This window comes from Nocardia sp. NPDC046473 (assembly GCF_040645995.1).
GTDB lineage: Bacteria > Actinomycetota > Actinomycetes > Mycobacteriales > Mycobacteriaceae > Nocardia.
This window is the reverse complement of the sequence record NZ_JBEYZJ010000005.1, coordinates 613,580-638,455: the sequence shown is the minus strand read 5'-3', so window position 1 is coordinate 638,455 and position 24,876 is coordinate 613,580. Positions and strand designations below refer to the sequence as shown.

At 69.0% G+C, this 24,876-nt stretch carries 11 protein-coding genes; all 11 read right to left on the bottom strand.

Annotation, left to right across the window (positions count from 1 at the left end; translation table 11 throughout):
- Positions 1-8: 8 nt before the first annotated feature.
- The 11 genes from ABZ942_RS20835 to ABZ942_RS20785 are packed head-to-tail and all read right to left on the bottom strand — an operon-like array spanning position 9 to position 24,872.
- On the bottom strand, positions 9-797 hold the full coding sequence (locus tag ABZ942_RS20835) for an ABC transporter permease (RefSeq protein ID WP_357384301.1): 789 nt from the start codon (positions 795-797) through the stop codon (positions 9-11).
- On the bottom strand, positions 784-1,743 hold the full coding sequence (locus ABZ942_RS20830; RefSeq protein WP_357384299.1) for an ABC transporter ATP-binding protein: 960 nt from the start codon (positions 1,741-1,743) through the stop codon (positions 784-786). Before ABZ942_RS20830 ends, ABZ942_RS20835 begins: the two co-directional genes overlap by 14 nt.
- Entirely contained in the window at positions 1,706-3,253 is a 1,548-nt protein-coding gene (locus ABZ942_RS20825; RefSeq protein WP_357384297.1) for an SDR family NAD(P)-dependent oxidoreductase, read from the bottom strand. The genes ABZ942_RS20830 and ABZ942_RS20825 overlap by 38 nt, the downstream gene beginning before the upstream one ends.
- Complete coding sequence (locus tag ABZ942_RS20820; RefSeq protein ID WP_357384295.1) at positions 3,250-3,498, bottom strand: acyl carrier protein; 249 nt, start codon at positions 3,496-3,498, stop codon at positions 3,250-3,252. Before ABZ942_RS20820 ends, ABZ942_RS20825 begins: the two co-directional genes overlap by 4 nt.
- On the bottom strand, positions 3,488-5,236 hold the full coding sequence (locus ABZ942_RS20815; protein ID WP_357384294.1) for an HAD-IIIC family phosphatase: 1,749 nt from the start codon (positions 5,234-5,236) through the stop codon (positions 3,488-3,490). Before ABZ942_RS20815 ends, ABZ942_RS20820 begins: the two co-directional genes overlap by 11 nt.
- Positions 5,237-5,238: 2 nt before the next feature.
- Positions 5,239-6,198, bottom strand: a complete 960-nt coding sequence (locus ABZ942_RS20810) for a hypothetical protein (protein WP_357384292.1) — start codon at positions 6,196-6,198, stop codon at positions 5,239-5,241.
- Entirely contained in the window at positions 6,195-7,955 is a 1,761-nt protein-coding gene (locus ABZ942_RS20805) for a fatty acyl-AMP ligase (RefSeq protein ID WP_357384290.1), read from the bottom strand. Before ABZ942_RS20805 ends, ABZ942_RS20810 begins: the two co-directional genes overlap by 4 nt.
- On the bottom strand, positions 7,952-13,588 hold the full coding sequence (locus tag ABZ942_RS20800) for an amino acid adenylation domain-containing protein (RefSeq protein WP_357384288.1): 5,637 nt from the start codon (positions 13,586-13,588) through the stop codon (positions 7,952-7,954). The genes ABZ942_RS20805 and ABZ942_RS20800 overlap by 4 nt, the downstream gene beginning before the upstream one ends.
- Positions 13,581-16,568 (bottom strand): beta-ketoacyl synthase N-terminal-like domain-containing protein, encoded by a 2,988-nt coding sequence (locus ABZ942_RS20795; protein ID WP_357384286.1) that lies wholly within the window; start codon positions 16,566-16,568, stop codon positions 13,581-13,583. The genes ABZ942_RS20800 and ABZ942_RS20795 overlap by 8 nt, the downstream gene beginning before the upstream one ends.
- Positions 16,565-21,580 (bottom strand): condensation domain-containing protein, encoded by a 5,016-nt coding sequence (locus tag ABZ942_RS20790; protein WP_357384284.1) that lies wholly within the window; start codon positions 21,578-21,580, stop codon positions 16,565-16,567. The genes ABZ942_RS20795 and ABZ942_RS20790 overlap by 4 nt, the downstream gene beginning before the upstream one ends.
- Entirely contained in the window at positions 21,564-24,872 is a 3,309-nt protein-coding gene (locus tag ABZ942_RS20785) for a beta-ketoacyl synthase N-terminal-like domain-containing protein (RefSeq protein WP_357384282.1), read from the bottom strand. Before ABZ942_RS20785 ends, ABZ942_RS20790 begins: the two co-directional genes overlap by 17 nt.
- Positions 24,873-24,876 lie beyond the last annotated feature (4 nt).

The following is a 24,876-nucleotide window of genomic DNA, read 5'->3' as shown; positions in this document are numbered from 1 at the left end:
AACCGCGCTCAGCTCCGGCCGATCTTGCTGTGATTGAGCCGGAATTTGAACAGCGCGACCAGCCCGCCCGCCACACCGACAGCAAGCAGAATCAGACACGGCTTGACGATGTCGCCGAACCCGGCACCGTGCAGGATGACATCCTGATATCCCTTCAACGCCCAGTACTGCGGCGTATACGGCGACAACGCGCGCGCCCAGGCGGGCAGCGTGTCCCGCGGGGTGATGGTGCCGGCGAGGCCACCGATGGCCAGCGATCCGACCTGTGCCATGATCGCCAACTGATCGATGCTGCGGCACAACGAGACAAGGGCGATGCCGAATCCCCAGGTCGCGACCGCAAGCGACGCGGTGAGCGGCACAAGCAACCAGGTCGATCCTTTGCTGTGCAGATCCCACAGCGTGAACGCGACCAACCACAAGAACGTGAGCTGGAAGACCGAGAACAGCACGGACGGGAACGACTTCCCGATGATGATCTCCACGGCCCGCACCGGCGCGGCGCGCAGCCGATCCCAAGTCCCCCACTCGTGTTCACGGAAGAACGAGGCACCGAGCAAGGTGGTGATGAAGAACGCGAACAGCACGATCGTGCCCGGCCCGGACTGTTCGATGCCGGTGGCATTGAAATACCCGGTCAGCCGCAGCTGCGCCCGGTTGGCCGGCGTCAGGAACGCCATCATGCCGATCGGCAACACCATCATCACGATGAGCTGAGCCGGGTCGGAACGAATGCGGCGCAGGTCCGCCCAGGACAACGCGCGAACTCGATCGACGGCAGAGTCATGCAACAGCATCTCGGATCCCTTCCACGGGCTGATCATCCGCGTCCTGCGCCGCGCGCATGATCGCCAAGTACGCGTTCTCCAGGTTGGGGTGGTGGATCTCCGCGGCCAGCAGCTGGTCGGTGTCGGTGTCCAAGGTGGCGAACAGTTGCGCGAGCAGCTGTCCCGGCGAATTGGTGGGAATGTTCAAGCGCTTCGACTCCAGCACCACGGCGCCCGGCGCGGCGAGGAATCCGCCGAGGCTGGTGGGGATGGTGGCCGAGAACTCCAGGCTCACCGCGGACTGCGCGTACTGCTCGACCAGATCCGCAGCACTACCCTGTGCCAGGATCCGGCCCTGGTGCAGCACGACCACACGCGCGTCGAGTACCTCGAGCTCCGGCAGATAGTGCGTCGCGTAGACGACGGCGGCGCCTTGATCGGCCAGGTTGCGGACCTCGACGAGCAGATCCTGTCGCGCCGAAACATCGGCACCGACGGTCGGCTCATCGAGCCAGAGCACATCCGGCTGGTGCAGCAACGCCATCGCGGTATGCAGCCTGCGCTGCTGACCGCCGGAAAGCTGGTGCGCCCGCGTCTTCAGGAAGGGAGTGACGCCGAGCCGCTCGCCGACCTCGGCGATGCGCGCGGTCAAATCTTTGCGCCCGACGCCCATCAATCTGCCGAAGAAGATCAGATTCTCTTCCGCGGTCAGCGTCGGATACACGCCGAGTTCCTGCGGCGCGAGGCCGAGCTTGCGCCGGGCCTGCCGCGGCTCGGTCCGGATGTCGATGCCGTCGATGCGCACCGTGCCGGAATCGGGCGGTGTCAGACCGGCGACGATCGATGCCGTCGTGGTCTTGCCTGCGCCGTTGGGGCCGAGCAGCCCGACGATCTCGCCCGGCTGCACAGTCAGATCGATCCCGGTGAGGACCTGTTTCTTACCGTACGACTTGTTCAGGTCGGCGATCTCCAGCATCCCGCACCTCCTCACTCAGAATTGGCCATGGTGCGCCCCAACCGGCGGCGCCGAGTACCGAAACTTCTCCGGGGACAGCGGCTTCCGAGGAGAAGGCGTTGACGATGTCGGCGGCGACGGGCGCGATGGGGTTGCTCACGGCACGTCCGCCCGGCGTGTTCGTCAGGTCGGTCCAGAGCCGCGGTGGACGCACCACCACGACGTTCCAGGGATGGTGTCGCGCAACATATTCCGCGAGACCCTCGACAGCCGCCTTGGCCGCCGCGTAGTGCGGCCACCAGCGGGGCGGCGCGAGCACCGCCTCCGAGGAGATCATCACTACCGTCGCGCCTTTGCGCAGCCGGGGCACGCACACCGACAGCGGGGCGAACACCAGACGGGTGCTCGCCGCCATGAACTGCGCCGCGGTCTCGACCGCGTCCGGCGCCAGTGGCAGCGTCGGAATCGCCGGTGCGGCAAGCAGAACCACGCCGTCCAGCTGCCCTTCCGGCAGTGCCGCGCCCAACGCCCAACCGTCGCTGGCATCGGCCAACACCGGCCACAACCGATCTCGATAGGCGTGTGAGGCCGCCGCGAGCACCTCGGGCGCCCGGGTGCAGCTCACCAGCACGCGCGCGCCCTGACTCGCCAAACCCAGTGATACCGCGGCGCCTAAGCCCCGGCTGCCGCCGACGACCAGGATGGTGCTTCCGGCCAGCTTCTCCGACGGCGGCAAGACCGCGGCCAGTTCCGTCGGATCCGGGCCGGGCACCGATTCTCTGATCAAACTCTGCACGGTGACATCGGCACTCGCACCGCAGCGCATGCCCGCGCGCAAGGTGACGAGGCCGGATCGTCGGTCGACTTCGGGCTCAGTGGTCTCGAATTCCACTGCACCGGAACCGGATCCATGCAGTACGACGGTGCACGCGACGAGCAAGGCGTCCCGGCCGGGGGTGCACATCCCGGTCCAGTAGCTGGCCCAACCGAGCACCGCCGCAACATGTTCGGGGACACGTCCGCCGATGACCCGCGACACCAGACCCGCGATCAGCGGATAGTCCACCGAGTAGGACCCGCTCTCCTGGCCGGGCGACTGCGCCGAATCTCCGGCCAGATCGGCCAATCCGAGCACCCGGGGGGCGTCTCGACGCGGCTCGTCCTCGGCGGCGGGACCACACCACGGCAGCACCGAGCCGAGCCTGCACCGAATGCCGACCACCTCGATACCGCCGAAGCTGACCCGGCCACGCGCCTCGCTCTCCGATACGGTCCAGTCGACTTCGTAGCGTCGGCCCGGAATCGTGGGCTGCCGAAACGTTGCCCGAATATCGCGCACAGCCATCGGATCGGTCGTCTCCGCCAGCGCGGCCAAGGCGAGGGTGACCACCAGCGCACCGTGCGCAACCGGCCTGCCATACGGCGACCGGTGACCGAAATCGTTGTCCACGTGCAGTGGATTGCGATCACCGACCGCCGCGGCGTACGTCGCAACATCGGTATCGGTAACCCGGAAGACCCGCGAGTTCATGACACCCGCTCCTGCCGCGCGGCCGCCACGGCGGCGGCGATCTCGGCGAGCGACGGTTCCGAGGTGAGCGTGCTCTCCGGAAGTTCCACCGCGAAGGCGCGTTCCACCGCGTAGACCAGGCGCACCTGGGCGAGTGAGTCCCAGGTGTCCATGTCGCCACGGACGGTGTCGGGGCCGTGTGCGGCCGGCTCCCCGACCACCTCGGCGAACAGCTCGAGCAGCTGCTCCATCACATCAGTAGCCATGTTGCATCTGCGCCTCTCGCACATGCGGGCTGCGCGCGAGTGCGCCGCCCGAAAGGTCGTATCCGTATACCGACCCCTGTTCGGACTCCGCTTCGAGTGCGAAGCCGTGTCCGGGGTACAGGTCGCGCACCAGCGCGTTGCGGGCGGTCGGGAGATACCGGCCCACCAATCGCGAACTGCCCTGTGCCAGCGCCCATTCGGCGGCGGCGGCCAGGAGATTGTTTTCCGCGTTCCGGCCGATCACCCGGCAGCTGAGCAGCAGGGTGTCGATCTCGACGGCGCCGCCATCGCCGACAGCCTCGGCGAGCAGCACGCCGACGATGCCGTGGTCGGCGAACCGATCCCGCAGGCGCAGGGTGGCGGCGAACCACTGTGGGTCCTCGGCCACCTTCCTGACCTGGGTCTGGGTGTGCCTGCGGGTGGTCAGGTTGAACTGGTTGGTCTTGGCGATCAGCTGCGCGGCCCGGTCGAGGGTGGTGCTGTTGATCGGCTCGATGGTGGCCACCATCTCCAGGCCGGCGAGGAACTCGTCGAGGTTGTCCGTCGCGGTCCGCTCGGCGGCGGCGAGCGCCTGGTACGAGCGTTGTCTGGTGAAGTCCTCGCTGGACAGCGAGCCCGGATGCAGCCAGGGCAGGGCCGCCAGTTCGGTGGCGAACTTCGCGGGCGAAGCGGGCAGGCACAGCGCGCGCACCTCGGGATGTGCGGCGACGACCTGCGCGCATTCGGCGGGGTTGTCGTCGACGAAGGCGAAGCTGTTCAGGCCGAGCCGGATCTTGTCCGAAATCTCTTGAAGCTGTTCAGATTTAGGTCGCCAGTCGGCGACGATGTGGGTGAAATCCTCGACGCGCAGCACCATGCCGGGGGCCTCGGCGATGGCGCGCAGGGCCAGGTCGCGGTCGTTCTTGCTGGCCACGGCGAGCAGCACGCCGCGCTCGGTCAGTGCGCGCAGGTAGCGCTGGAAGTCGGCGAACGCCTCGCCATCCGGGCCGGTGCCGACGCGAATGCCATCGATCCCGTCGTCCCCGAGGATGCCGCCCCACAGGGTGCCGTCGAGGTCGACGACCACGCAGCGCGCGCAGCGGCCACGGTCGGCGGCGATCGTGTCGGCGATGGCGGCGGCGAGCCACGGCAGGCTGTCGGGCGCGTACGGCTGACGCACCCGGTACCAGCTGCGCGGGTCCTCCCATTGACGCAGGCCGACCTGGGCGGCCAGCTGCTCCACGTCGACGAAAAGCACTCGGCCCGCTGCCTGTTCGGCCAGTCGGGCATTGATTTCACGCACCCGATACGACAGTGACTGCGGCGCGCGCCAAGCCGCCAGGCCGTAGGCGTCTACCGCAGGTGGCGCGAAACCCAGCTGGACAACCCGCACTCCGGAACGCGCGGCCGCGTCCCAGAGCCCGACCCAACGGTTGACGGTCTCGTCCACCGTGCCGGTGACGTCATGGTGCGTGCCGGCGAGCACCACGTAATCGCCCTCGCGGAACGGTGTTTGGGGCGCGAGCAGCACCTGCTCGACCTGACCGAACGGGAACTCCAGGAGTTCCGGTGTCAGACCGGCGCGTGCGCCCGCCAGCGGCAGCAGTTCGGCGAGGAAGTCGGTGGTGTAGGTGGCCAGCAGCGCCATCCGCACCGCGACACCGGGCACGCCGGGATCGCGCGTCGGCGATTTCGCGCGCTGCGTCCACGCCACGTAGCCGTCGGCGGGGGAAAGTTCTACTGCCACATCGGTTGTCATGACTACTCCCGCTCCGTGCGAGGGTGGTGCGCGAAAGCCAGGTGCTTGCCCTCGTATTCGGCAAGCGACAGCAGCGTCTCGGCAATGTGCGCGGTCTGTACGGTGCCGCCCGCGGCGGCCCGCATCCTGGCGTGCATCAGCAGCGGCGGCAGCTTGCGCCACTGCGTCACCGCGCGTTCCCAGTGGTCGCGGCCGGCCGCGTCGAGCAGGTCGTCATCCAGGTCGGACGCCCACAGCAGCAGCTCACGCTGGCGCAGCGCCTGCCACAGATCGTCCAGCTGAGTGAAATCGTCTGGCGTCGAGGCGAACTGGTAGCGGCTGGCCAATGCGATCAGCGCGTCGGCGCCCACCAGACGATCCTCGCGCGGCGACAACGGCGCGACCGGATGGGATTCGAGCCACCGATAGGTCTTGCCGACGTGAATCGCGTCCGAACCGGCCATCGCCCGCTCGCGCAGCAGCGCGACCGTGTCGTCCGGCCCGAGCCCGACCGACCACTCGCGCAGCTCGGCCGCCGAGAGCACCGGAATCCGTTGCCCGGTCTGCTTGCCGAGCTCGGTGGTCATCGTCAGCGGATCCTCGACCACCCAGCCGTCCACCGTCTCCACGATGGCCAGCCAGTGCGGCGCGTGCCAGCGCTGGTGCCCGTGCTGCCACGGCAGGTGGAAGATGTCGGCGAGCAGTACCACCGAACCGTGTTCGGCCACTTGCTCTTCGAGCGAGTGATAGGTCGTCGCCCAGTCGTCGTCGCCGTTCACCCGCAGGCCCAACGCGGGCAGCGGCGGGGTCGCGTCGTGCTCGAACAGCAGCAGGTCGTCCTCGGCCGGACTCACGGCCAGGGTCGGCCCGCCCGCGAGTAGCGGTCGCCACCAACGGGTTTCGCCGCGGGCCACCAGCGCGCTCGCCAGCGCCGCGGTGAAGCAGGTCAGCTTGTCGCCGTGAGTGGCCAGGGCCGTGGTCATTTCGCGCCCCGGAGGGTGCCGTCGAGGTAGGCGGTGCGCGAGGCCGAGCGCTGGATCTTGCCGCTGGAGGTGCGCGGAATCGCGCCTGGACCGAGCAGCACTACCTCGTGCACACCCACGTCGTGGATGCTGAAGATGGCCTGGCGCACCGCGTTTCGCAGTTCCTGCGCGGTCGTCTCGTCGTCGGACGGGATCCTGGCCTCGATCAGCACCACGATCTTTTCCTGCACGCCGACCTCGACGGAGAAGGCCGAGCAACGGCCGGGCAGCACCAGCGAATGCGCCTGCTCGGCGGCGTCCTCCAGGTCCGGCGGGTAGTAGTTGCGGCCGTCGATGATGATGAGGTCCTTGAGCCGGGTGGTCGGATACACCTCGCCGTCGTGCAGGAAGCCGATGTCGCCGGTGCGCAGGTAGTACTTGCCGTCGCGCGGCGAAAGTTCGCCGCGGAAGGTGTATTCGGTCTCTTCCGGCCGGTTGTAGTAACCGGTGCAGACGGCCGGGCCGGACACCCAGATCTCGCCGAGCCGGTCTTCGGGCAGCGCCAGCTTGGTCTCCGGATCCACGATCTGGATCGTGGTGCCCGGCGCCGCGGCGCCGCCGCTGACGATGTCGGCGCCCTCCTTGGCGACGACCACCTCACCCGAGGCGAGCGCGTCACGGTCCACCGTGAGGGTCTGCACGCCGGACAGGGTGCGCCAGTTCACCGACACGATCAGCGTCGACTCCGCCAGCCCGTACCCCGCGATCAGCGTCGACCGGGCCAGGCCGTTGTCGGCGAACTTCGCGTGGAACTTGTCGATGGTGCTCACCCGGACCGGCTCCGCGCCGGACAGGGCATAGCGCCACCGGCTCAGGTCGATGCCTTCGAGTTCCTTCAGGCCGATCCGCTCGGAGCACAGCTCGTAGCCGACGTTCGGGGAGGCCGCGAAGACCTGCGCGGGGTTGTCGCTGATCGCCTGCAGCCAGCGTTCCGGCCTGCGCAGGAACGACGTCGGCGACATCTGCACCACGCCGTGGCCGCTGATGATCGGCATGATGACGCCGATCATCAGTCCCATGTCGTGGAACAGCGGCAGCCAGCTGACGAAACCGACCTCGTCCTCGGCGGAAATGCCGACGTGGTACATCATTTCGTAGACCTGCCTGGCGTTGTCCAGCAGTCCGCGATGCGGCACCATCACTCCGGCGGGCGTGCGGGTGGAGCCAGAGGTGTACTGCAGCAAGGCGATCTGTTCGCGGTCGACGAGGACCGGCTCCCAGTCGATCGCGAGTTTCTCGTCGACCTCGCCGGTGGTCACGATGAGCCTGGTCGTATCGGTCGGCGAATTGTCCAGCCATGCCGTCACATTCGACAGCGCGCCGTCGGTGGTCACGATGCAGGCCGGGTCGGCGTCGACGCAGACCGCGTCGATGCGCCCGTTGGAGTTGTGCGCGCTCGGCGGATACAGCGGCACCGCGATGATGCCGGCGTAGAGGCAGCCGAAGAACGCCTTCACGTACTCCAGGCCGGGCGGCAGCAGTAGCACGGCCCGGTCGCCGGGGTGGGCGACCTGGAGCAGGGTGGCCGCGTATGCCCGTGCCGCGCGGTCGATCTCGGCATAGGTCAGCGACTCGGTCACACCGTGCTTGGAGGTCGAGTCCGGGTAGCTGAGGAAGCTGTACGCGACCTTGTTCGGCCGCTGCGCGGCCTGATTCGTCAGTGCGCGCACCAAAGTGTCGTACTCGAGCGCGCCCCCGGTAAGCAGTGTTGTGGTCATACTCCGACCTCCTGTGGTGACGGCGCGGCGAGGAAGCCGACCTTCCGGAAGTAATCCAGGTAGCGGATGAACAGGTCGCGGGATACCGGCGGGCAGTGCACGCCGACCCCGTCCAGTGCGGTGACGGCTTTGTCGACGTCGAACTGGATCAGCGGGGTGAGCCCGTCGTTGGCGCTCAACAGGCTCAGCACGCTGAAGGACGCCGATCCCGGGCCCGCGCCGGCGGCGTGGGCGGCGATCGCGTCGCGCCACTGGTCGAGGCCGACCAGTCGCACCGGCCAGCCGCTTTCCCGCAGCCAGCCGATGGCGTCGGTGAAGCTGCACGGCTGTGGGTTACGCAGGTGGTAGATGTGGGTGCCCGGTTGCGGGGTGCGGGCCAGTTCGACCATGGCCGCGCCGGTGAAGTCGGCCGGGGCCAGGTCCACCGCGAAGTCGACCTCCGGTGCGAGACCGACCTCCTGGCTGGCCTTGACCAGCAACCAGAAGAAGTCGCTGGTCTGGCAGGCGCCGGTGCGGCTGTCGCCGCCGATGCGGCCGAGCCGGAACACGCTCACCGGTAGGCCGCGCTCCCCCGCCTCGGTGACCAGTCGCTCGGAAACCCACTTGCTGCGCAGATATCCGAGGGACAGCTGCGAGGGGTCCTGCGCCGGTAGCGGTTCCGCGACCCGGCCGTCGACCGCGTCGCCGGGACCGAGCACATACAGCGAGGACACGAAATGCAGTGGCGCGCCGCTGGTTCGGGCCAGCGTGAGCAGCTCCTGAGTGCCCTGGACGTTGGCCGCCTCCAGCACCCGGTACGGCAGCGCGAAGTTCACGTGCGCGCCGTTGTGATAGATCGCGTCGATGGTGTGACCGAGCAGCAGGAACTGCTTCTCGGACAGGCCGAGTCGCGGCTCGGCCAGGTCGCCGAGCACCGGGATCACCCGGTCGAACGCCTCGCGCGACAGCTCGTAACTGTCGAACGTGGCGGCCAGGCGTGCCAGGCCGTCCTCTCGACTGTCGGCCCGCACCAGGCAGTGCACGCGGGAGTCGGTGCGCGCCAACAGTTCATGGAGCAGGAAGGCGCCGACGAAGCCGGTCGCGCCGGTGAGCAGCACCTCGCCGGTGGTGGGCGGGGTGACCGTCCACGGTGCGGCGGGCCACGATTCGATCGCGGCGGCCACCTCGGCTTCGAGGTCGATCACTTCCTCGGCCGCGGTCTCGCCGGCCAGCAGCGCCACCACGCCCGCGACCGTAGGGCGGGCAAACAGCGAACCGAGCGGAATGTCCTCGCCGAAGGTCTGTTTCAGCCGCAGGATCAGCTGGGCCGCCAGCAGCGAGTGGCCGCCGAGGTCGAAGAAGTTGTCTTCGCGGCCCACACGCGGGATGCCGAGGACGTGTGCGAAGACGCCCGCGACGCGCTGCTCTAGCGGGGTTCGCGGCGGCTCGTACTCCAGGGTGTTACGGCGCAGCACCGGGGCGGGCAGTGCGCGTCGATCCAGTTTTCCGTTGGTGGTCAACGGGAATTCGTCGAGCACGAGGACGGCGGCGGGCACCATGTGCTGCGGCAGTCGGCGCGCCAGGTGGGCGCGCACGTCGACGACGAGATCGTCGCGGGCCTTGACTCGCAACGGATCCGAGATGACGAGGTTGTCCGGCCATTCGGCGTCGCGCGCCCCGGGGATGGATGGTAATGCCACATCCCAGCTGGTTACGACGACGTCGTAGCGACCGCCCGGACGACGCAGCGCCTCGATCCGGTACGGCACCCGATCGGCAAGGGCGAGATAGTCTTCGGGGCTGACGCCGCCGGAATCGGCGAGCGCGGCCCGGATCTGGGCGGCACCGGCCCGGCCGCGCTGTAGCTCGGCGACGACGGCGAGCGGACCGGCTACTCGGGCGTCGAGGACGTCGGCGACGAGTACCGCCGCGGGACGATCTCGTTCGAGCAGCTCGGCCAGCTGCTGCGGCGTGGTCGTCGCGTCGAGCAGTTTCGGCCGCACCGGCAGGCCACGCTGGCCCGCGTATAGCACGGCGTCGTAGCGGAAGCGGGACATCTCGTTGAGGTACTCGCCGCGCTTGAGCCGGATCCTGGACCCGGCCAGCGTCGGGTGCGCGGCCACGAAGTCTTCGAAATACCTTGGCGCGATCACCAATTCGGCATCCCGATCAAGGGCGGCACGCACGGCGGGCGCGAGCTCGGCGGCACCGGCGGACGGCGCGTTGGTCGCCTCGACGGTGGCGTGGAACGACTCGCTGAGGGTGAGGTCGCGGACGTCGCCGACGAACAGGACACCTTCGGGAGCGAGCAGGCCGACGACCGAATCCAGCACGCGGGTCAGGTAATCGGCGCTCGGGAAGTACTGCACCACCGAGTTGATCAAGATGACGTCGTACGGTCCGGCGACGTCGTAGGGCAGCTCGTCGGCGGCGCACCTGTCGAGCCGGACGTGCTGGAGATCCGGATTGCCCTCGACGATCTTCGTCCGCACGTTATCGATGGCCGAGGCGGAGACATCGGTGGCGTCGTAGACCGCGCACTGCGGTGCGAGCCGAGACAGCAACAGGCCGGTGCCACAGCCGATTTCGAGAACCCGCTGCGGCGCCAGGGTGCGCACCGCGGCGACGGTCGCGTCGACCCATTCCCGCATGTGCTCTTCGGGGATGGCGGCGTTGGTGTAGGAGTCGTTCCAGCCGGAGATGTCGAAATCGGCGTCGCCGTCGTGTCCTTGGCGGTACGTGCTGTTGAACACGATCTGCCAGTTGGCAACCTGGTCCTGCTCCGCTTCGGCCGCATCGGCGGTGGCGTCGCCCGGCGTGAAATAGGCGACCAGCGACAGGCTTCCGCCGGTGTCCTTGCGGGCCAGCACCACCGACTGATCGACGCCGGGGTGCGCGGTGATGGCGGCCTCGATCTCGCCGAGTTCGATGCGGAAACCACGCACCTTGACCTGCTGATCGATGCGGCCCAGGTACTCGAGATCGCCGTCGGCGCGGCGGCGGGCGAGGTCGCCGGTCCGATAGACCCGTCGGCCGAGCACTGAGCTTTCTGCGAACCGTTCGGCGGTGAGGTCGTCGCGGTTCAGGTACCCGCGCCCGACACCGGGCCCGGACACCAGCATCTCCCCTGCCACGCCGTCCGGCACCGGACGGCCCGCCGGATCGACGATCAGCACGCCGAGGTCGGGCAGCGGGACGCCGATCAGGCTGCCTGCCGCCGACACCACATCGGCGCGGGTGAGTTCGCGATAGGTGACGTGCACGGTCGTCTCAGTGATGCCGTACATGTTCACCAGCCGCGCGGACTCGCCGAACCGATCGAACCACGGTGTGAGCGTGGACAAATCGAGCGCCTCGCCGCCGAAGACGACCCAGCGCACCGCAAGCTCGGCGCCGGGCGCGTTCTCCAGCGCGCGCAACAGCTGGGTGAACGCCGACGGCGTCTGGTTGAGCACTGTGACCTGTTCGCGCGCAAGCAGTTCCGCGAACTCGGCGGTGGACCGGCTGACCGAGCCGGGCACCACGACGAGCCGCCCGCCGTAGAGCAGCGCGCCCCACATCTCCCAGACGGCGAAGTCGAAGGAGTACGAGTGGAACATCGTCCACACGTCCTGCGGGCCGAAGTCGTACCAGCGGGTCGTCGTCGAGAACAGGCGAACCACGTTGGCGTGCTCGATGACCACGCCCTTCGGCACACCCGTGGAACCCGAGGTGTAGATGACGTAGCACGGGTCGTGCGGCTCGGCCTTCTCCAGCGGGAGGTCGGGCACAGTCTGGTCGGCTTGTTCGTCGATGAGCAGGAGTTCGGGACCCGATTCCGTGGTCGAGACGAGCGAGCTGTGGCTGATCACCAGCCGCGCACCCGAGTCGGCGATCATGAATTCGATCCGGTCGGCCGGGTACATCGGGTCCAGCGGGACGTAGGCGGCACCGGCCCGCAACACCGCGAGGATCGCGACAACGACATCGGCGGAACGGTCGAGGTGGATGCCGACGAACGAACCACGGCCCACGCCGCGTCCGCGCAGGCGCTGGGCCAGCTCGTCGGCGGCAGCCGCGAGTTCGCCGTAGCTCAGGGCGCTGTCGCCGAAGGTGAGGGCCACCGCGTCGGGCGTTTGGATCGCCTGCGCCGCGAAGAGCTCGTGCAGGGTCAGGGCGGGCTCGGCGGAGGGCTCGGTGGGCAGTGCCGCGGCGATCGCCCGCTCGCGCTCGTCGGTCTCGAGGAAGTCGAGTTCGGGCAGCGCGGTATCGGGGTTGGCGACCACTGCGGTCAGCAGGGCGACGAAGTGCCGCGCGATGGCCGCGACGGTCGGTTCGTCGTAGAGGTCGACGTCGTACTCGAACGCGCCGAACAATTCCGCGCCGACCTGACGCAGGGTGACCAGTACGTCGAATTTCGTAGTGCCCGAATGCACTTCGACGTACTCGGCACTGAGTCCGGGGATGGCGAGTTCAGGCAGCGAAGTGTTCTGGAACACGACGGCGGTACGGAACAGTGGCGAATGGCTCAGTTCCCGATCGGGGCGCACGTGCTCGACGACTAGGTCGAACGGCGCTTCCTGGTGGTCGAACGCATCGAAGACGACGCGCTGCTCCCTGGCCAGCAGTTCGCGGAAGGTCGGCGCGCCGGACAGATCCGTGCGCAATGCGAGCGCGTTCACGAAGAACCCGATCAGCGGCTCGATCTCGGGCCGGGTGCGGCCGGCGATCGGCGTACCGACCGTGATGTCCTCCGCGCCCGTGTAATACCGAAGCAGCGCCTTGAATCCCGCCATCAACCCGATGAACAGGGTGGCGGGCCGGTCGTTCACCCTGACCTCGTCCACGAGATGCCGCAGGCCGGACAGCACCGGTGCCGGAATGGTGAACAGCACTCTGGCACCACGGTTTTCCGGCTCCAGCGCACGCGGCCGGTCGGGATGGAAGGTCACCAGCGGCGGCTCGTCACCGAGCACGCCGCGCCAGTAGTCCAGGTCGGCGCCGAACTTGTCCTGCTGCGCGAGATCCTGCAGCCAGGTCGCGTAGTCGGGGTACTGCAACGGCAGTTCGGGGAGTTCGGGCAGGTGCTTGCCCGCCGTGAGATCGGCGTAGGCGGACATCAATTCGGTGGCGAACACGCCGAGCGACCAGCCGTCGGAAATGATGTGGTGCATGGCGACCGCGAAGATCGCATCGTCTTCGCTCAGCCGCACCAGCAACACCTCGACCAGCTGACCGGATAGGTCGAACACGGTCCGGCTGAACTCCTCGACCTGCGCGGTCGCGTCCGCGAGCGGGTGCTCCGGATCCAGCTGCGACGACGACACCATGGTCATCGGCAGCGGTGCCACCGGACCGACCACCTGGACCGGAACCCCGTCGCGCACTTCGATGCTGGTGCGCAGTGACTCGTGCCTGGCGACAACCAGCGACAGCGCGCCCTGCAGGGCCGCGATGTCGAGGTGGCCGCGCAGGCGCAGCGCCAGCGGCATCGTGTAGGTGGCCCGATCCGGGAACAGCTGCTCCAGGAACCAGATTCGCTGCTGCGCGGCCGAAAGCGGCGCGGCGGCAGTGGGATCCGGGCGGCGCGGGATACCGGCCCGCGGCGTGCCGCCCGCGGCCCAGCGGCGCAGCAACGCGCGGCGCGATGCGCCCGTATCGACGAGTTCAGGCATTGTTGCTCCGTTCTTCGGCCGCCCCCGGCTGGTTGAGCAGCAGCTCGACCTCGCTGTCGGACAGTTCGTCCAACCGCTGCATCAGGTGCGCGGCGATGGCGTCGGCCATCCCCACGGCTGTCGGGCTGGCGAACAGCTCTCCGAGTGCGAGATCCAACGGGAAAATGGACCGCAGCTGCGTGGCGACGTGCACGGCGAGCAGCGAATCGCCGCCCAGTTCGAAGAAGTTGGCGTCGTTGCCGACCTGTTCGAGGCCGAGCGCCGCGCACCACACCGCGACGACCTGGTTGCGCACCGAGACCACGAATTCGTCCTCGTCGGAGGCCGCGGCGGGCTCGCTGTCGACCGATACCGGTGGCGCGGGCTGGACGGGATCGATACGCCGCGTTTGAGTCGTTGTGACCTCGGGCGGGTCGACCCAATAACGCTTCAGCGCAAAGGGATACGTAGGCAAGCTGACCGAGGCCGGTGTCTCGCCGCCGTAGATGGCGTCGAAATCGACTGCTACACCGGACAACCAGAGCCGTCCCGCCGCATCGACGATCGCCGTCTCCGGTGCGCCCGCGCCGAGACCGACGCCGAGGGTGCCGACCGTTGCCGAGGCGCGATCGGCGGTGCGCAGGAACGAGACGAGAGACTTGCCGGGGCCGACCTCCAGCGCGACGGTCCCCTGGTTCCGGCCGACCAGGCCGATTGCGGCCTCCCGGAAACGGACGGTGCTGGTCATCTGACGGGACCAGTAGGCGGGGTCGACGGCTTGCTCGGCGGTGATCGGCGCGCCGGTGACGTTGGACCAAAACGGCACCTGCGGCGCCTGACGCGGCACCTTCCGCACCAGCTCGGCGAAGCGCGCCGCAGCCTCGTCCATGAGCGGAGTGTGGAACGCGTGCCCGACGGGCAGCAGCGAGCTCGGCACGCCCTCCTCGGAGAGCTCTCCGGCCAACCGGAACAGTGCGGCGGGTGAACCCGCGACGACACAACGGCTGGCGGAGTTGTCGGCGGCAAGCCAGACGTCGTCCGGCAGGCGCTCCGCGATGACGTCCGCGCCCTTGGAGATCGCGAGCATGCCACCGGGCGGTGCAGCCGCCATGATTCGGCCGCGCTCGACCACCAGTTCCAACGCGTCGGACAGCTCGAACACGCCCGCGATGGTGGCGCAGACGAGCTCACCGAGGCTGTGCCCCAACAGTTCCCGAGGTTCGGCGCCGAACTCGCGCCACATTCCGGCCAGCGCGTACTCGACCGCGAACAGGGCGACTTGAGACTGCTCGGTGCCCTCGGCGTTGCGAACCGCGGCGTCCAGGTCGAAACCGGTCCGCGCACGCAGGATGTCGGCGCAGGCGCGGTAGCGGTCACCGAACGGGCGGACCTTGTCGGCGAGTTCGAGGACGGCGGCGCCGAGCGCGACGCCCTGGCCGGGGAACAGCCAGGCAAGTGCGGGGGCAGGCAGGGCCTCCCCTGCCGCCGGCTTACGCAGTGCGACTGCGGCTTCGGTCGTGCTACTCACCACGACCATGCGGCGGTGCGGGAAACGACGGCGGCCGTGCGCCAAAGTCTTTGCTACAGAAGCGAGTTCCACGTCCGAGCCGTCCAAGTGCGCGGCGAGCCGAGCCGCGATCCGGTCGGCGTCCTGTGCAGTGCGGCCCGAGATCAGCAGTGCGCGTGGACCGGTCTGTACCGGGGTGGCTGCCTGCGTCGGCGGCTGTTCGACGATGACATGGGCATTGGTCCCGCCGATGCCGAAGGCGCTCACTGCCGCGCGACGCACGTCATCCGACCAGGTCCGAAGTTCGGTGTTGACGAAGAACGGCGTTGCGGCGAAATCGATTTCGGGGTTCGGCCGGGTGTAGTTCAGGCTGGCCGGAATGCGACCCTCGCGCACAGCGAGGACCGCCTTGATGAACCCCGCAACACCGCCCGCGGAATTGAGATGGCCGACATTGGATTTCACCGAGCCGAGCGCGCAGTACTGTGCGGCCTCGGTGTGCTCACGGTAGGCCGCGCTCAGCGCGGCCACCTCGATCGGGTCCCCCAGTTTCGTTCCGGTGCCGTGCGCTTCGACATAGCCGATGGTGTCCGCGCCGATTCCGGCCGCCGACAACGCTTCCCGGATGACGGCCCGCTGTCCGGCGATGCCGGGAGCGGTGAAGCCGATCTTGTTGCCGCCGTCGTTGTTCACCGCGGAACCGAGGATCACGGCGTGGATGTGGTCCCGGTCCGCGATGGCATCCGCGAGTCGCTTGAGCACGACAACGCCGACACCCGAGCCGAACACGGTGCCACCGGCGTCGGCGTCGAACGCGCGGCAGTGACCATCCGGCGAGAGGATCGACCCCTCCTCGTAGATGTAGCCGGCCTCCTGCGGCACCTGCACGCTCGCACCACCGGCCAGCGCCACGTCGCACTGGAAGTCGAGCAGCGCCTGCGCGGCCTGGTGCACGGCGACCAGCGAGGTGGAGCACGCCGTCTGCACCGCGACGCTCGGCCCGGTCAGGTTCAGCTTGTAGGAGACCCGGGTGGCCATGTAGTCGGAGGCGTTGCCGTGCAGCGCATGCAGCTGCGAGCTGGGTGTCTGGAACAGGCTCGCGTGCGCGACCAGGTTCCGCAGCAGGTAGGTGCTGATGCCCGCGCCCGCGAAAATGCCCACCGGCGTGGGGTTTTCGGCCGCGATGTGACCGGCGTCCTCCAGTGCCTCCCACGCGCACATCGTGAACAGGCGATGCTGGGGGTCGGTGAGTTGTGCTTCGCGCGGCGGCATTTCGAAGAACTCCGCGTCGAACTTGTCCGCGTCCGTCAGCAGCGCACCCGCGTGCACATATCCGGCGGGCGGGTCGGCGGGCATGGACTCCGGGGCGAGCGGGCGCACCGATTCGCGTCCCGCGCAGAGGTTGTTCCAGTAGTCGGTGACGGTGTCCGCGTCGGGGAAACGGCAGGCCATGCCGATTACCGCGACCCGGAACTCGTTGTCGTCGTGTGTCATCGCTGGCTCCCAACGCTGTCGGGCAGGGTCTCGGTGGCCTGACGGTGTGCGCGGCGGCGCGCGGCGGCCGCGCGGCGGTCCTGGCCGCGGTCCGCGTCGTCCTGCGGTGCGGTCCGCCCGGCCAGCGACTTGGCCAGCCCGTCGACGGTCGGCGCCGCGAACAGGTCGGTCATCGCCAGGTCCACGCCGAGGCGACGCTCGAGCAGTCCACGGACCCGGGCCAGCGCGAGCGAATGACCGCCGAGGTCGAAGAAGTTCTGCCCGAGACCGATCTCGCGGTCGAGCACCTCAGCCCAGACTTCAGCAACGACTCGTTCGAGTTCGGTGCCCGGCGGCGTGTACACCGGCGCCGCGGCCGGGGCGATCTTCGGCAGCTTCGCCCGGTCGAGCTTGCCGGTGAGACCACGCGGCAGGCTGTCCAGGACCATGTAGGCCGACGGAATCATGTAGTCCGGCAACCGAGTACGCAGATATGCCGACAGCTCGAGGTAGTCGGGCTCCAGCGGGCCGTCCTGGGTGAGGTAGGCGACCAGCCTGGGCACGTCGGACTCGGCGTCGAGTACGACGGCGGCCTCGGCAACCGTCGGGTGCGAGCGCAGGAACGTCTCGGCCTCGCCCGGCTCGACCCGGTGGCCGCGAATCTTGACCTGACGGTCCTTGCGGCCGACGAAGACCAGCCGACCGTCGGGCAGCCGCCGGGCCAGATCGCCGGTCCGGTAGTACGGGACGCCGTTGGGGCCGGTGCCGAACACCTTCTCGGTGAGTTCCGGCCGATGCCAGTAGCCGAGCGCGACGTACGGGCTGCGCAACGCGATCTCACCGTAAACCTCGGTGGGACGGCCGCTTCCGTCGACCAGATCGACCTCGACGCCCTCGACCGGATGTCCGATCGGCACGCCGGCCCGGTCCGCGTCCTCGGGAGTGATGATGTGCTGCAAGGCGACCGAGCATTCGGACGGGCCGTACAGGCTCACCAGTCGGCAGGTCGGCGCGAAGTGCCTGCCGAAGTCGACGACGTCGCCACGCACCACTTCCTCGCCGCCGAGCGCGACCAGGCGCAGCGCCTTCGGCACCCATGGGCCGTCGGTGTCGCTGAGCAGGTAGCGGAAAAGCGTTGGGGTGCAATGCAGCACGGTGACACCGGCGCGTTCGATCTCCTCGCGCAGGCCGACCGGGCCGAACAGGTGCGGGTCGATCACGTACAGCTCGGCCCCGGCCACCGCGGCGCCGAACGAGTTCAGCACACCGGCGTCGAAGGTGTATCGGGCGGGCGCCGCGACGACGTCGTCGGGTCCGATGCGCAGTCGCCGCGCGTAGGTGACCGCGTGGGCCAGCGCGTTGCCACGGCTCTGCGCCACGCCCTTGGGTCGGCCGGTCGAGCCGGACGTGTGCAGGATGTAGGCGAAATCGTCGGCGCTGATATGGGATTTCGCCCAGGTCGACAGGTCGTTGGTCGGCACCGTGCTCAGCGCGGGTTCCGATCGATCGGTGCGCCCGGAGACGGTGAAGACATGTGCCCCACCGGCAACCGAACGGGCGAGGTCGGTGAGCGACGGATCGCACAGCAGCGCGGACACGTCGGCCTCCTCCATGATCTCGATCAGCCTGGCCTGCGGCGCGCGCGGGTCGAGCGGGACGTACGCGACGCCCGCGCGCAAGGCCGCCCAGACCGCGACGAAACTCTCCGGCGCGTGGTCGTAGAGCAGCGCCACGCGACTGCCGTCGAGGCCGGCGCCGATGAGTTCCTTGGCGATGCCCGCGGTGATCATGTCGAGTTCGGTGAAGCTCGTCGTGCGGTCGCCCGCGCGCAGCGCCGGTGCGCTGCCGCGTAGATCGATCACGGCGTCGAGCCGATCGATCAGCCGCTCGTCCGGTTCGGCCTCGGGGACCATCGGCGAACCCGGCAGCGTCCAGATCGCCTCGGCCACAGCCTTATCCGCGCTCTCCAGATCGACCGCACCGACGAGCTGTTCGGGGTTCGCGACAACGCTGGCGAGCGCGGTCGCGTAATGCCGCAGTGCCCGAACGGCGGTCGGCGCGTCGTAGAGGTCGACGCTGTATTCCAGGGTGAGCTTCGTCGGGCCGTCGGTCTCGTCGACGGTGAGGTCGAAGTCCATCTTGGCGGTCGCGCGGGGCGCGTCGACCAGTTCGACGTCGAGGCCGGCCATGTCGAGAGCCGGTGCGGGCGTGTTCAAGTAGTTGAACATGACCTGGGCGAGCGGAGTGCGGCTCATGTCCCTGGTCGGCACCATGGCCTCGATGACCTTCTCGAACGGCAGGTCCTGGTTGGCGTGCGCGGAAAGCACGGTCTTGCCGACGCGCGCCACCAGCGCGGTGAAGGTCTCGTCAGGGTCGACCTCGGTGCGCAGCGCCAGGGTGTTCAGGAAGCAGCCGACCAGCGGCTCGACGGCCGAGCGGGTGCGCCCGGCGATCGGCGAGGCGACGATCAGATCCTGTTGGCGGGTATACCGATTCAGCATGGTGTAGAACGCGGCGAGCAACACCGCGAAGGTGGTGACGCCGCTGCGTGCCGCGAGCGCCCGTACCTCGGCCATCACCTGCGGGTCGACGGCGAGCCGCTCGACCGCGCCGCGGGAGCTGCGGCGCGCGGGACGTGGCCGGTCGCCGGGGATTTCGGTGACCGTCGGGTCGGCCAGCTCGGTGCGCCAGAAGTCCAGCTGTCCGTCGAGCCGGTCGGCGTTGCCGCGCTGCCAGCCCGCGTAGTCCGCGTACTGCACGACCAGCGGCGGCAGCGGCGAGTCGAGGCCCGCGACCTGTGCCCGGTAGTGGGCCGAAACCTCTTGGCTCAGTACGGCAACCGACCAGCCGTCACAGACGATGTGATGAAGTGCGATGGCCAGCAGGTACTCGTTCGGCCCCGACTTGATGAGGTGGTATCGCCAGACCGGGCCTTCGGCCAGATCGAACGGCGCGCGGTAGACGCTCGCCGCGAGCTCGGCCTCGGCGGAGACGCGCTGCTCGGGCGCGAGGCTGCTGTAGTCCGTGAACTCCAGCGGCCGTGGCGAATACGGGCGGATCACCTGGCGTAGTTGCCCGTCCTCGGTGGTCCGGTAGACGCTGCGCAGCACCTCGTGCCGCTGTTCGACCAGGGCTAGGGCCCGCTCCACCGCGGCGACGTCGAGCGCGCCGCGCAGCCGCAGGCCGCCGGGCATGATGTAGGTCGCGTTGCCGGGATCCAGTGTCTCCAGGAACCATAGGCGTTCCTGAGCATAGGACACCGCGAGCAGCTCGCCGTCCGTGCGCGGCGCGGCCTGCAGCGGCGGCAGCGAATCCTGTTCCGCGGACGCGGCTTCGATGAGCCGCGCGGCCGTCACGATCGTCGGGCTCTCGAAGAGCTCGCGCAGCGAGACGCTGACGCCGAACTCGTCGAGGATCTGCGAAATCACCCTGGTGGCCGCCAAGGACGTGCCGCCGAGGAGGAAGAAGTCGTCGTGGCGGCCGATTTCGGTCCGTTCCAGGGCCTGCGACCAGAGGGCCGCGAGGCGGGTTTCCCGCTCGCCGATCGGGGCCTCGAACGCGGTGTCCTCGGCGTCGTCCGAATCCGATTCGGCCGCTTCGTTGTTCAGCACGTACTCACGCACGGGCAGCGCGGCGAGCAGCTTGTCCACCGGCGTCGTCGGTGCGGCGGCCGCCGCTGCGGCGATCGTCAGGAAGTCCTGTGCCAGGTCCGCCGCGGCGGTCGCGTCGAGCAGCTTCTCGTTGTAGGTCAGGTGACAGACCAGCTCCGAGCCCGACTCGGCGACGTGCATGACCAGGTCGTAGAGCGTCGCCCCGGTGTCGATGGCGTGCCACTCGACGGTGAGTCCCCACTCGCTCAGATCGGGGCGCTCCAGCATCTGCTGCACGAACAGGGTCTGGAATACCGGGCTGAAGGCCGGATCCCACGGCCCGCCGATCGCCTCGACGACCTGCTCGAACGGGACGGTCTCGTCGTCGTAGGCCGCCATCGCGCTGTCGCGGGTGCGGTGCAGCAGGTCGAGGAAGGTCTGTCCGTCGGCGAGATCGGCGCGGACCGGGACCGTATTGACGAAGTGCCCGATGGTTTTCGCGAGCTCGGCGTACGGCCGGGCCGCCATCGGGATGCCGATGTTGAAATCGCGCTGGCCGGTGCGGTGCGCCAGTGTCAGTTCGTAGCAGGCCAATAGGAATACGAACGGCGGGATGCCGTTGTTCGCCGCGCAGGCACGCACGGCGTCGGCCACCTCGCGGGGAAACGAATTCTCCACGCGCGCACCGTTGTTGCCGACGCGACGCGGGCGGCGGCCGATGGATACGTCCAGCGGCGGGGCGTCGCGCAGCAGCGCGGCTCGCCGCTCGACCGCCACCGTTTGCGAGGCGGGCGTGCCGTGTTCGGCACTCCACACCGCGTAGTCGGCGTATTGCCGCGGCGGCACCACGAGAATGATCTCCTCGCCGTGCCGGACGGCGCCGTAGGCCGCCCACAGCTGATCGATGAGCAGCGCGATCGACAGGCCGTCCAGCACCAGGTGATGCGCGACGACCGCGAGGATCCACTCCTGCTCGGCCAGCCGGATCAGCGCCCAGCGCACCGGTGGCCGGTCCGCTAATTCGAACGGCGCGGACGCGAGCGACTCGAGCAGCTGATCGACCGCCGCCGCCCGCGCTTTCGCGGGCACCAGGCGCAGATCCGGGGTCTGCCAGTCGGCGCCGGCGACCTCGACGACCTCGGCCCGCAAACCCTCCGGCGATTCGTTGAACACCGTGCGGAGGGCGTGCTGCTGCTGGGTCACCGCGTCGGCGGCCGTGCGCAACGCCGCCACGTCGAGCGGCCCGGTGATCCGAATGCCCAGCGGCACATGGTAGATCGCGGCATGGCCGGCCAGCTGCTCGTGCAGCCAGATGCCCCGCTGCGCCGGTGTCGTCGGGAACGGCCCCGCGCCCTCGCGCAGTGGAACTGTCGTGGTGGAAATGCCTGCGGCGCGGCGTTCCCGCAGGCGCGCCAGGGCCAGGCTGCTAGCCGGTGAGTTCATGATCGCTCTCCAAAAGGGCTGCATCGGCCTGCTCGACCATGAGCTCCTCCAGCGCCGCCGCCACCTGAGCCACGGTCGGCTCCTGCAGCATGCGCCGGAGCGCGAACTCGATCTCGAAGAGTTCGCGCAGCCTGCGGACGAACTGAGTGGCTGCTAGGGAGTGCCCGCCGATGCGGAAGAAGTTCTCGAAGACGCCGACCTGCTCCAGCCCGAGCAGCTCGGCCCACATCTCGGCGACGACCTGCTCGTATTCGGTGCGCGGCGCGACATAGTCGGCGTCGGCGGTGAACAGATCGGTGCTCGCACGCGACACCGGGGCGGCCTCGACGCTCGGCGCGCCGCCGACGATCCGGTACGACTTGCGGTCGAACGGATACAGCGGCAGCCGGGCCTGCGGCCGCGTCGCCGCGTCTACGCCGGACCAGCGCACCTCGTGCCCGCGGACATGCAGTTCGCCCAGCGCCGCCAGCATCACCGAGAGGTCGTCGACATCGCGGACCAGCGACGGCACCGCGACCCCGGCCCGATCATGATGGCGGAGCAGGCTTTTCAGCATGCCGTTGAGCGCGGGATGCGGGCCGATCTCGATGAAGGCGCCGATGTTGGCGTCGATCATCGCGCCGACTGCCTCGGCGAACTGCACCGGGCGCACCACCTGATCGGTCCAGTAGAGGCCGTTCAGTTGCGCGCCGTCGATCCGGCCGCCGGTGACGGTCGAGAAGAACGGAATACTGCCCTCGCGGGGCTGGATGCACGGCATGTCGGTCGCGAATTCCGGCAGGCAGTCGCGCATCAGCGGCGAGTGGAAGGCGTAGCGGCCTGGCAGCCGGCGGGTCATGATCTGCTCGCCGTCGAGCCGGTTGAGGAAACCGTCGACCGCGCCCGTGTTGCCCGAGATCAGCGTCCACTGCGGACCGTTGGTTCCTGCGAGGTAAACCCGTTGCGGCAGTTCGAGTTCCGCAGCGGGCCGGTTGACCACGGCCATGCAGCCGTTGTCGCGCAGGCGCGCAGTGGCTTTGGCCCGTGCCGCGATGATCTGCGCGGCGGTGCGCAGGTCGATCGCGCCGCAGACGTGCGCGGCGGCGACTTCACCGACGCTGTGGCCGACCACGGCGGACGGGGTGATCCCCCACGACTGCCACAGCTCGGCCAGCGCGACCTGCAGGGCGAACAGCACCGGCTGAGCGGTGGCGGTGTCGGCGAGGGCTTCCTCGTCGCGACCCCGGTCGAGCACAGCGAAGGTGGACCAGCCGAGCTCGATGCGCAACTCACGATCGACCCTGAGCAGGGCGTCCCGGAACACCGGCTGATGCCGAATCAGCTTGCGCCCCATTCCGATCCACTGATTCCCCTGCCCGGTGAAGACGAAGCCCACCTTGCCGGGACCATTGCGCGGCACCCGACCGGCCGCAGCGCCCAACGGCAGCGAGCCGCCGGAGATCGAGGTGAGCTGCTCGGCCAGATCCGCATGACCGCGGGCAGTGACCGCGACGCGGAACGGATGCTGGGCGCGCCGCGCGGTCGAGGTCTGCGCGAGTTCGGCGATCGGCGCGGCCGAGCCGTCGCGCAGCGCGTCGATCCAGCTGTCGACCAGGTCGAGCGTCGACTGCTCGCTCCGGCCGGAAATGCATACCAGATAAGGCTTTTCGGGCGCGGCGGCGCCCTGGGGGTGCGGCGTCCGGGTGGGTGCGCCGGTGAGCACGGCGTGCGCGTTGGTGCCGCCGAAGCCGAACGAGCTCACGCCCGCCAGTGCGCGGCCACGACGCTGCGGCCAGACCTGGTTCTGCGCAGGCACATCGAACGGCAGTTCATCGAAAGCGATGTGCTTGCTCGGCGATTCGAAGTTCAGGTTGGCAGGCACCTGCCCGTGATGCAACGCGAGCGCCGTCTTCACCAACCCGGTGATGCCCGCGGCTGCCTCGAGGTGACCGACCACCGTCTTGGCCGAGCCCACGAGGAACTTGTCGTCGCGGTGCTCGGCGAAGACGGTGCCGAGCGCCCGCGCCTCGATGGCGTCGCCGAGGATGGTTCCCGTGCCGTGCGCCTCGATGTACTGCACGTCACCCGGGTTCACGTTGGCCCGGCGATAGGCGCGGCGCAGCACGTCGACCTGCGACTGATAGCTCGGCGCGGTCAGCCCGTTGGTACGGCCGTCCTGGTTCACTGCCGAACCGAGTAGCACCGCGTAGACCCGGTCGCCGTCCTGTTCGGCCTGCGCCAGCGGCTTCAGCACGACCGCGGCGCTGCCCTCGCCGCGGACGTACCCGTCGGCACGATCGTCGAACGTCTTGCACCGACCGTCGGCGGCCATCATGCCCGCGCCCGCCAGCGACTCGGTGACCCGCGGGTCCAGGGTCATGTTGACCCCGCCGACCACGGCGACATCGCAGTCCCCGTCGTGCAGGCTGCGCAGCGCCATGTGCAGCGCGACCAGCGACGACGAGCAGGCGGTGTCCACGCTGACGCTCGGTCCGCGCAGATCGTAGAGATAGGACAACCGGTTTGCGGCGATGCTGCTCGCGTTGCCGGTGACGGCCGCGATCGGCATCCCGGACTCGGCCGCATCGCCCATGCCACGCGCGTAGTCGCCCGCGGTGATGCCGACGAAGGTGCCGGTCGCGGTCCCGGCCAGCCGCTCGATCGGCACGCCCGCGTCCTCGAAGGCGTCCGCGACGGTTTCGGCGAGCAGCCGGTGCTGCGGATCCATCGCCGCGGCCTCGGCGTCACCGATGCCGAAGTAGTTGGCGTCGAAGGCGTACGGGTCGTCGAGGAACGAACCGAACCACGAGCCACGCTGCTCATCGCCGCGCGCGCTGCTCGACGGCGGCCAGTCGTGCCTGGCGTCCGGTGCTCGGCCGACCAATTCGCGGCCGTGCCACAGGGTTTCCCACAGCTGCTCGGGTCCGCGCAGTCCGGGGAACGAGCACCCGATGCCGATGATGGCCACCGGTTCCTGCGCGGTGTCGGCGCGTACCGAGCGCCCCCCGACTGCAGGCTCCCGATCCGCGGCATCCTGCGGCGTGGGTTCGATGTTGTCCTGTGCCGCGGCCAGCCCCTCGGCCAGTGCGTGCACGGTCGGGTACTCCCAGGGGAGATCCGGTGGTAGTGGTTTACCCATCCAGGTGGAGATCTTGCCGACGAATACCAGGGCCACCGCCGAGGTGAGCCCGAAACTCGAGAACGGCTCACTCAGTGCGACATCATCCGTGGCAATATCGAGTAGATCTCCGAGCGTTTCGGTGAGGAACAAACTGATCTCGTCGGCCGTCCGACGGGCCATTTCTGCAGACATCTAG

Coding starts and splice junctions, on each gene's coding strand:
- ABZ942_RS20815 (WP_357384294.1), bottom strand. CDS start 5,236: ATGACAACCGATGTGGCAGTAGAACTTTCCCCCGCCGACGGCTACGTG.
- ABZ942_RS20810 (WP_357384292.1), bottom strand. CDS start 6,198: ATGACCACGGCCCTGGCCACTCACGGCGACAAGCTGACCTGCTTCACC.
- ABZ942_RS20785 (WP_357384282.1), bottom strand. CDS start 24,872: ATGTCTGCAGAAATGGCCCGTCGGACGGCCGACGAGATCAGTTTGTTC.
- ABZ942_RS20795 (WP_357384286.1), bottom strand. CDS start 16,568: ATGACACACGACGACAACGAGTTCCGGGTCGCGGTAATCGGCATGGCC.
- ABZ942_RS20835 (WP_357384301.1), bottom strand. CDS start 797: ATGCTGTTGCATGACTCTGCCGTCGATCGAGTTCGCGCGTTGTCCTGG.
- ABZ942_RS20825 (WP_357384297.1), bottom strand. CDS start 3,253: ATGAACTCGCGGGTCTTCCGGGTTACCGATACCGATGTTGCGACGTAC.
- ABZ942_RS20790 (WP_357384284.1), bottom strand. CDS start 21,580: ATGAACTCACCGGCTAGCAGCCTGGCCCTGGCGCGCCTGCGGGAACGC.
- ABZ942_RS20800 (WP_357384288.1), bottom strand. CDS start 13,588: ATGCCTGAACTCGTCGATACGGGCGCATCGCGCCGCGCGTTGCTGCGC.
- ABZ942_RS20805 (WP_357384290.1), bottom strand. CDS start 7,955: ATGACCACAACACTGCTTACCGGGGGCGCGCTCGAGTACGACACTTTG.
- ABZ942_RS20830 (WP_357384299.1), bottom strand. CDS start 1,743: ATGCTGGAGATCGCCGACCTGAACAAGTCGTACGGTAAGAAACAGGTC.
- ABZ942_RS20820 (WP_357384295.1), bottom strand. CDS start 3,498: ATGGCTACTGATGTGATGGAGCAGCTGCTCGAGCTGTTCGCCGAGGTG.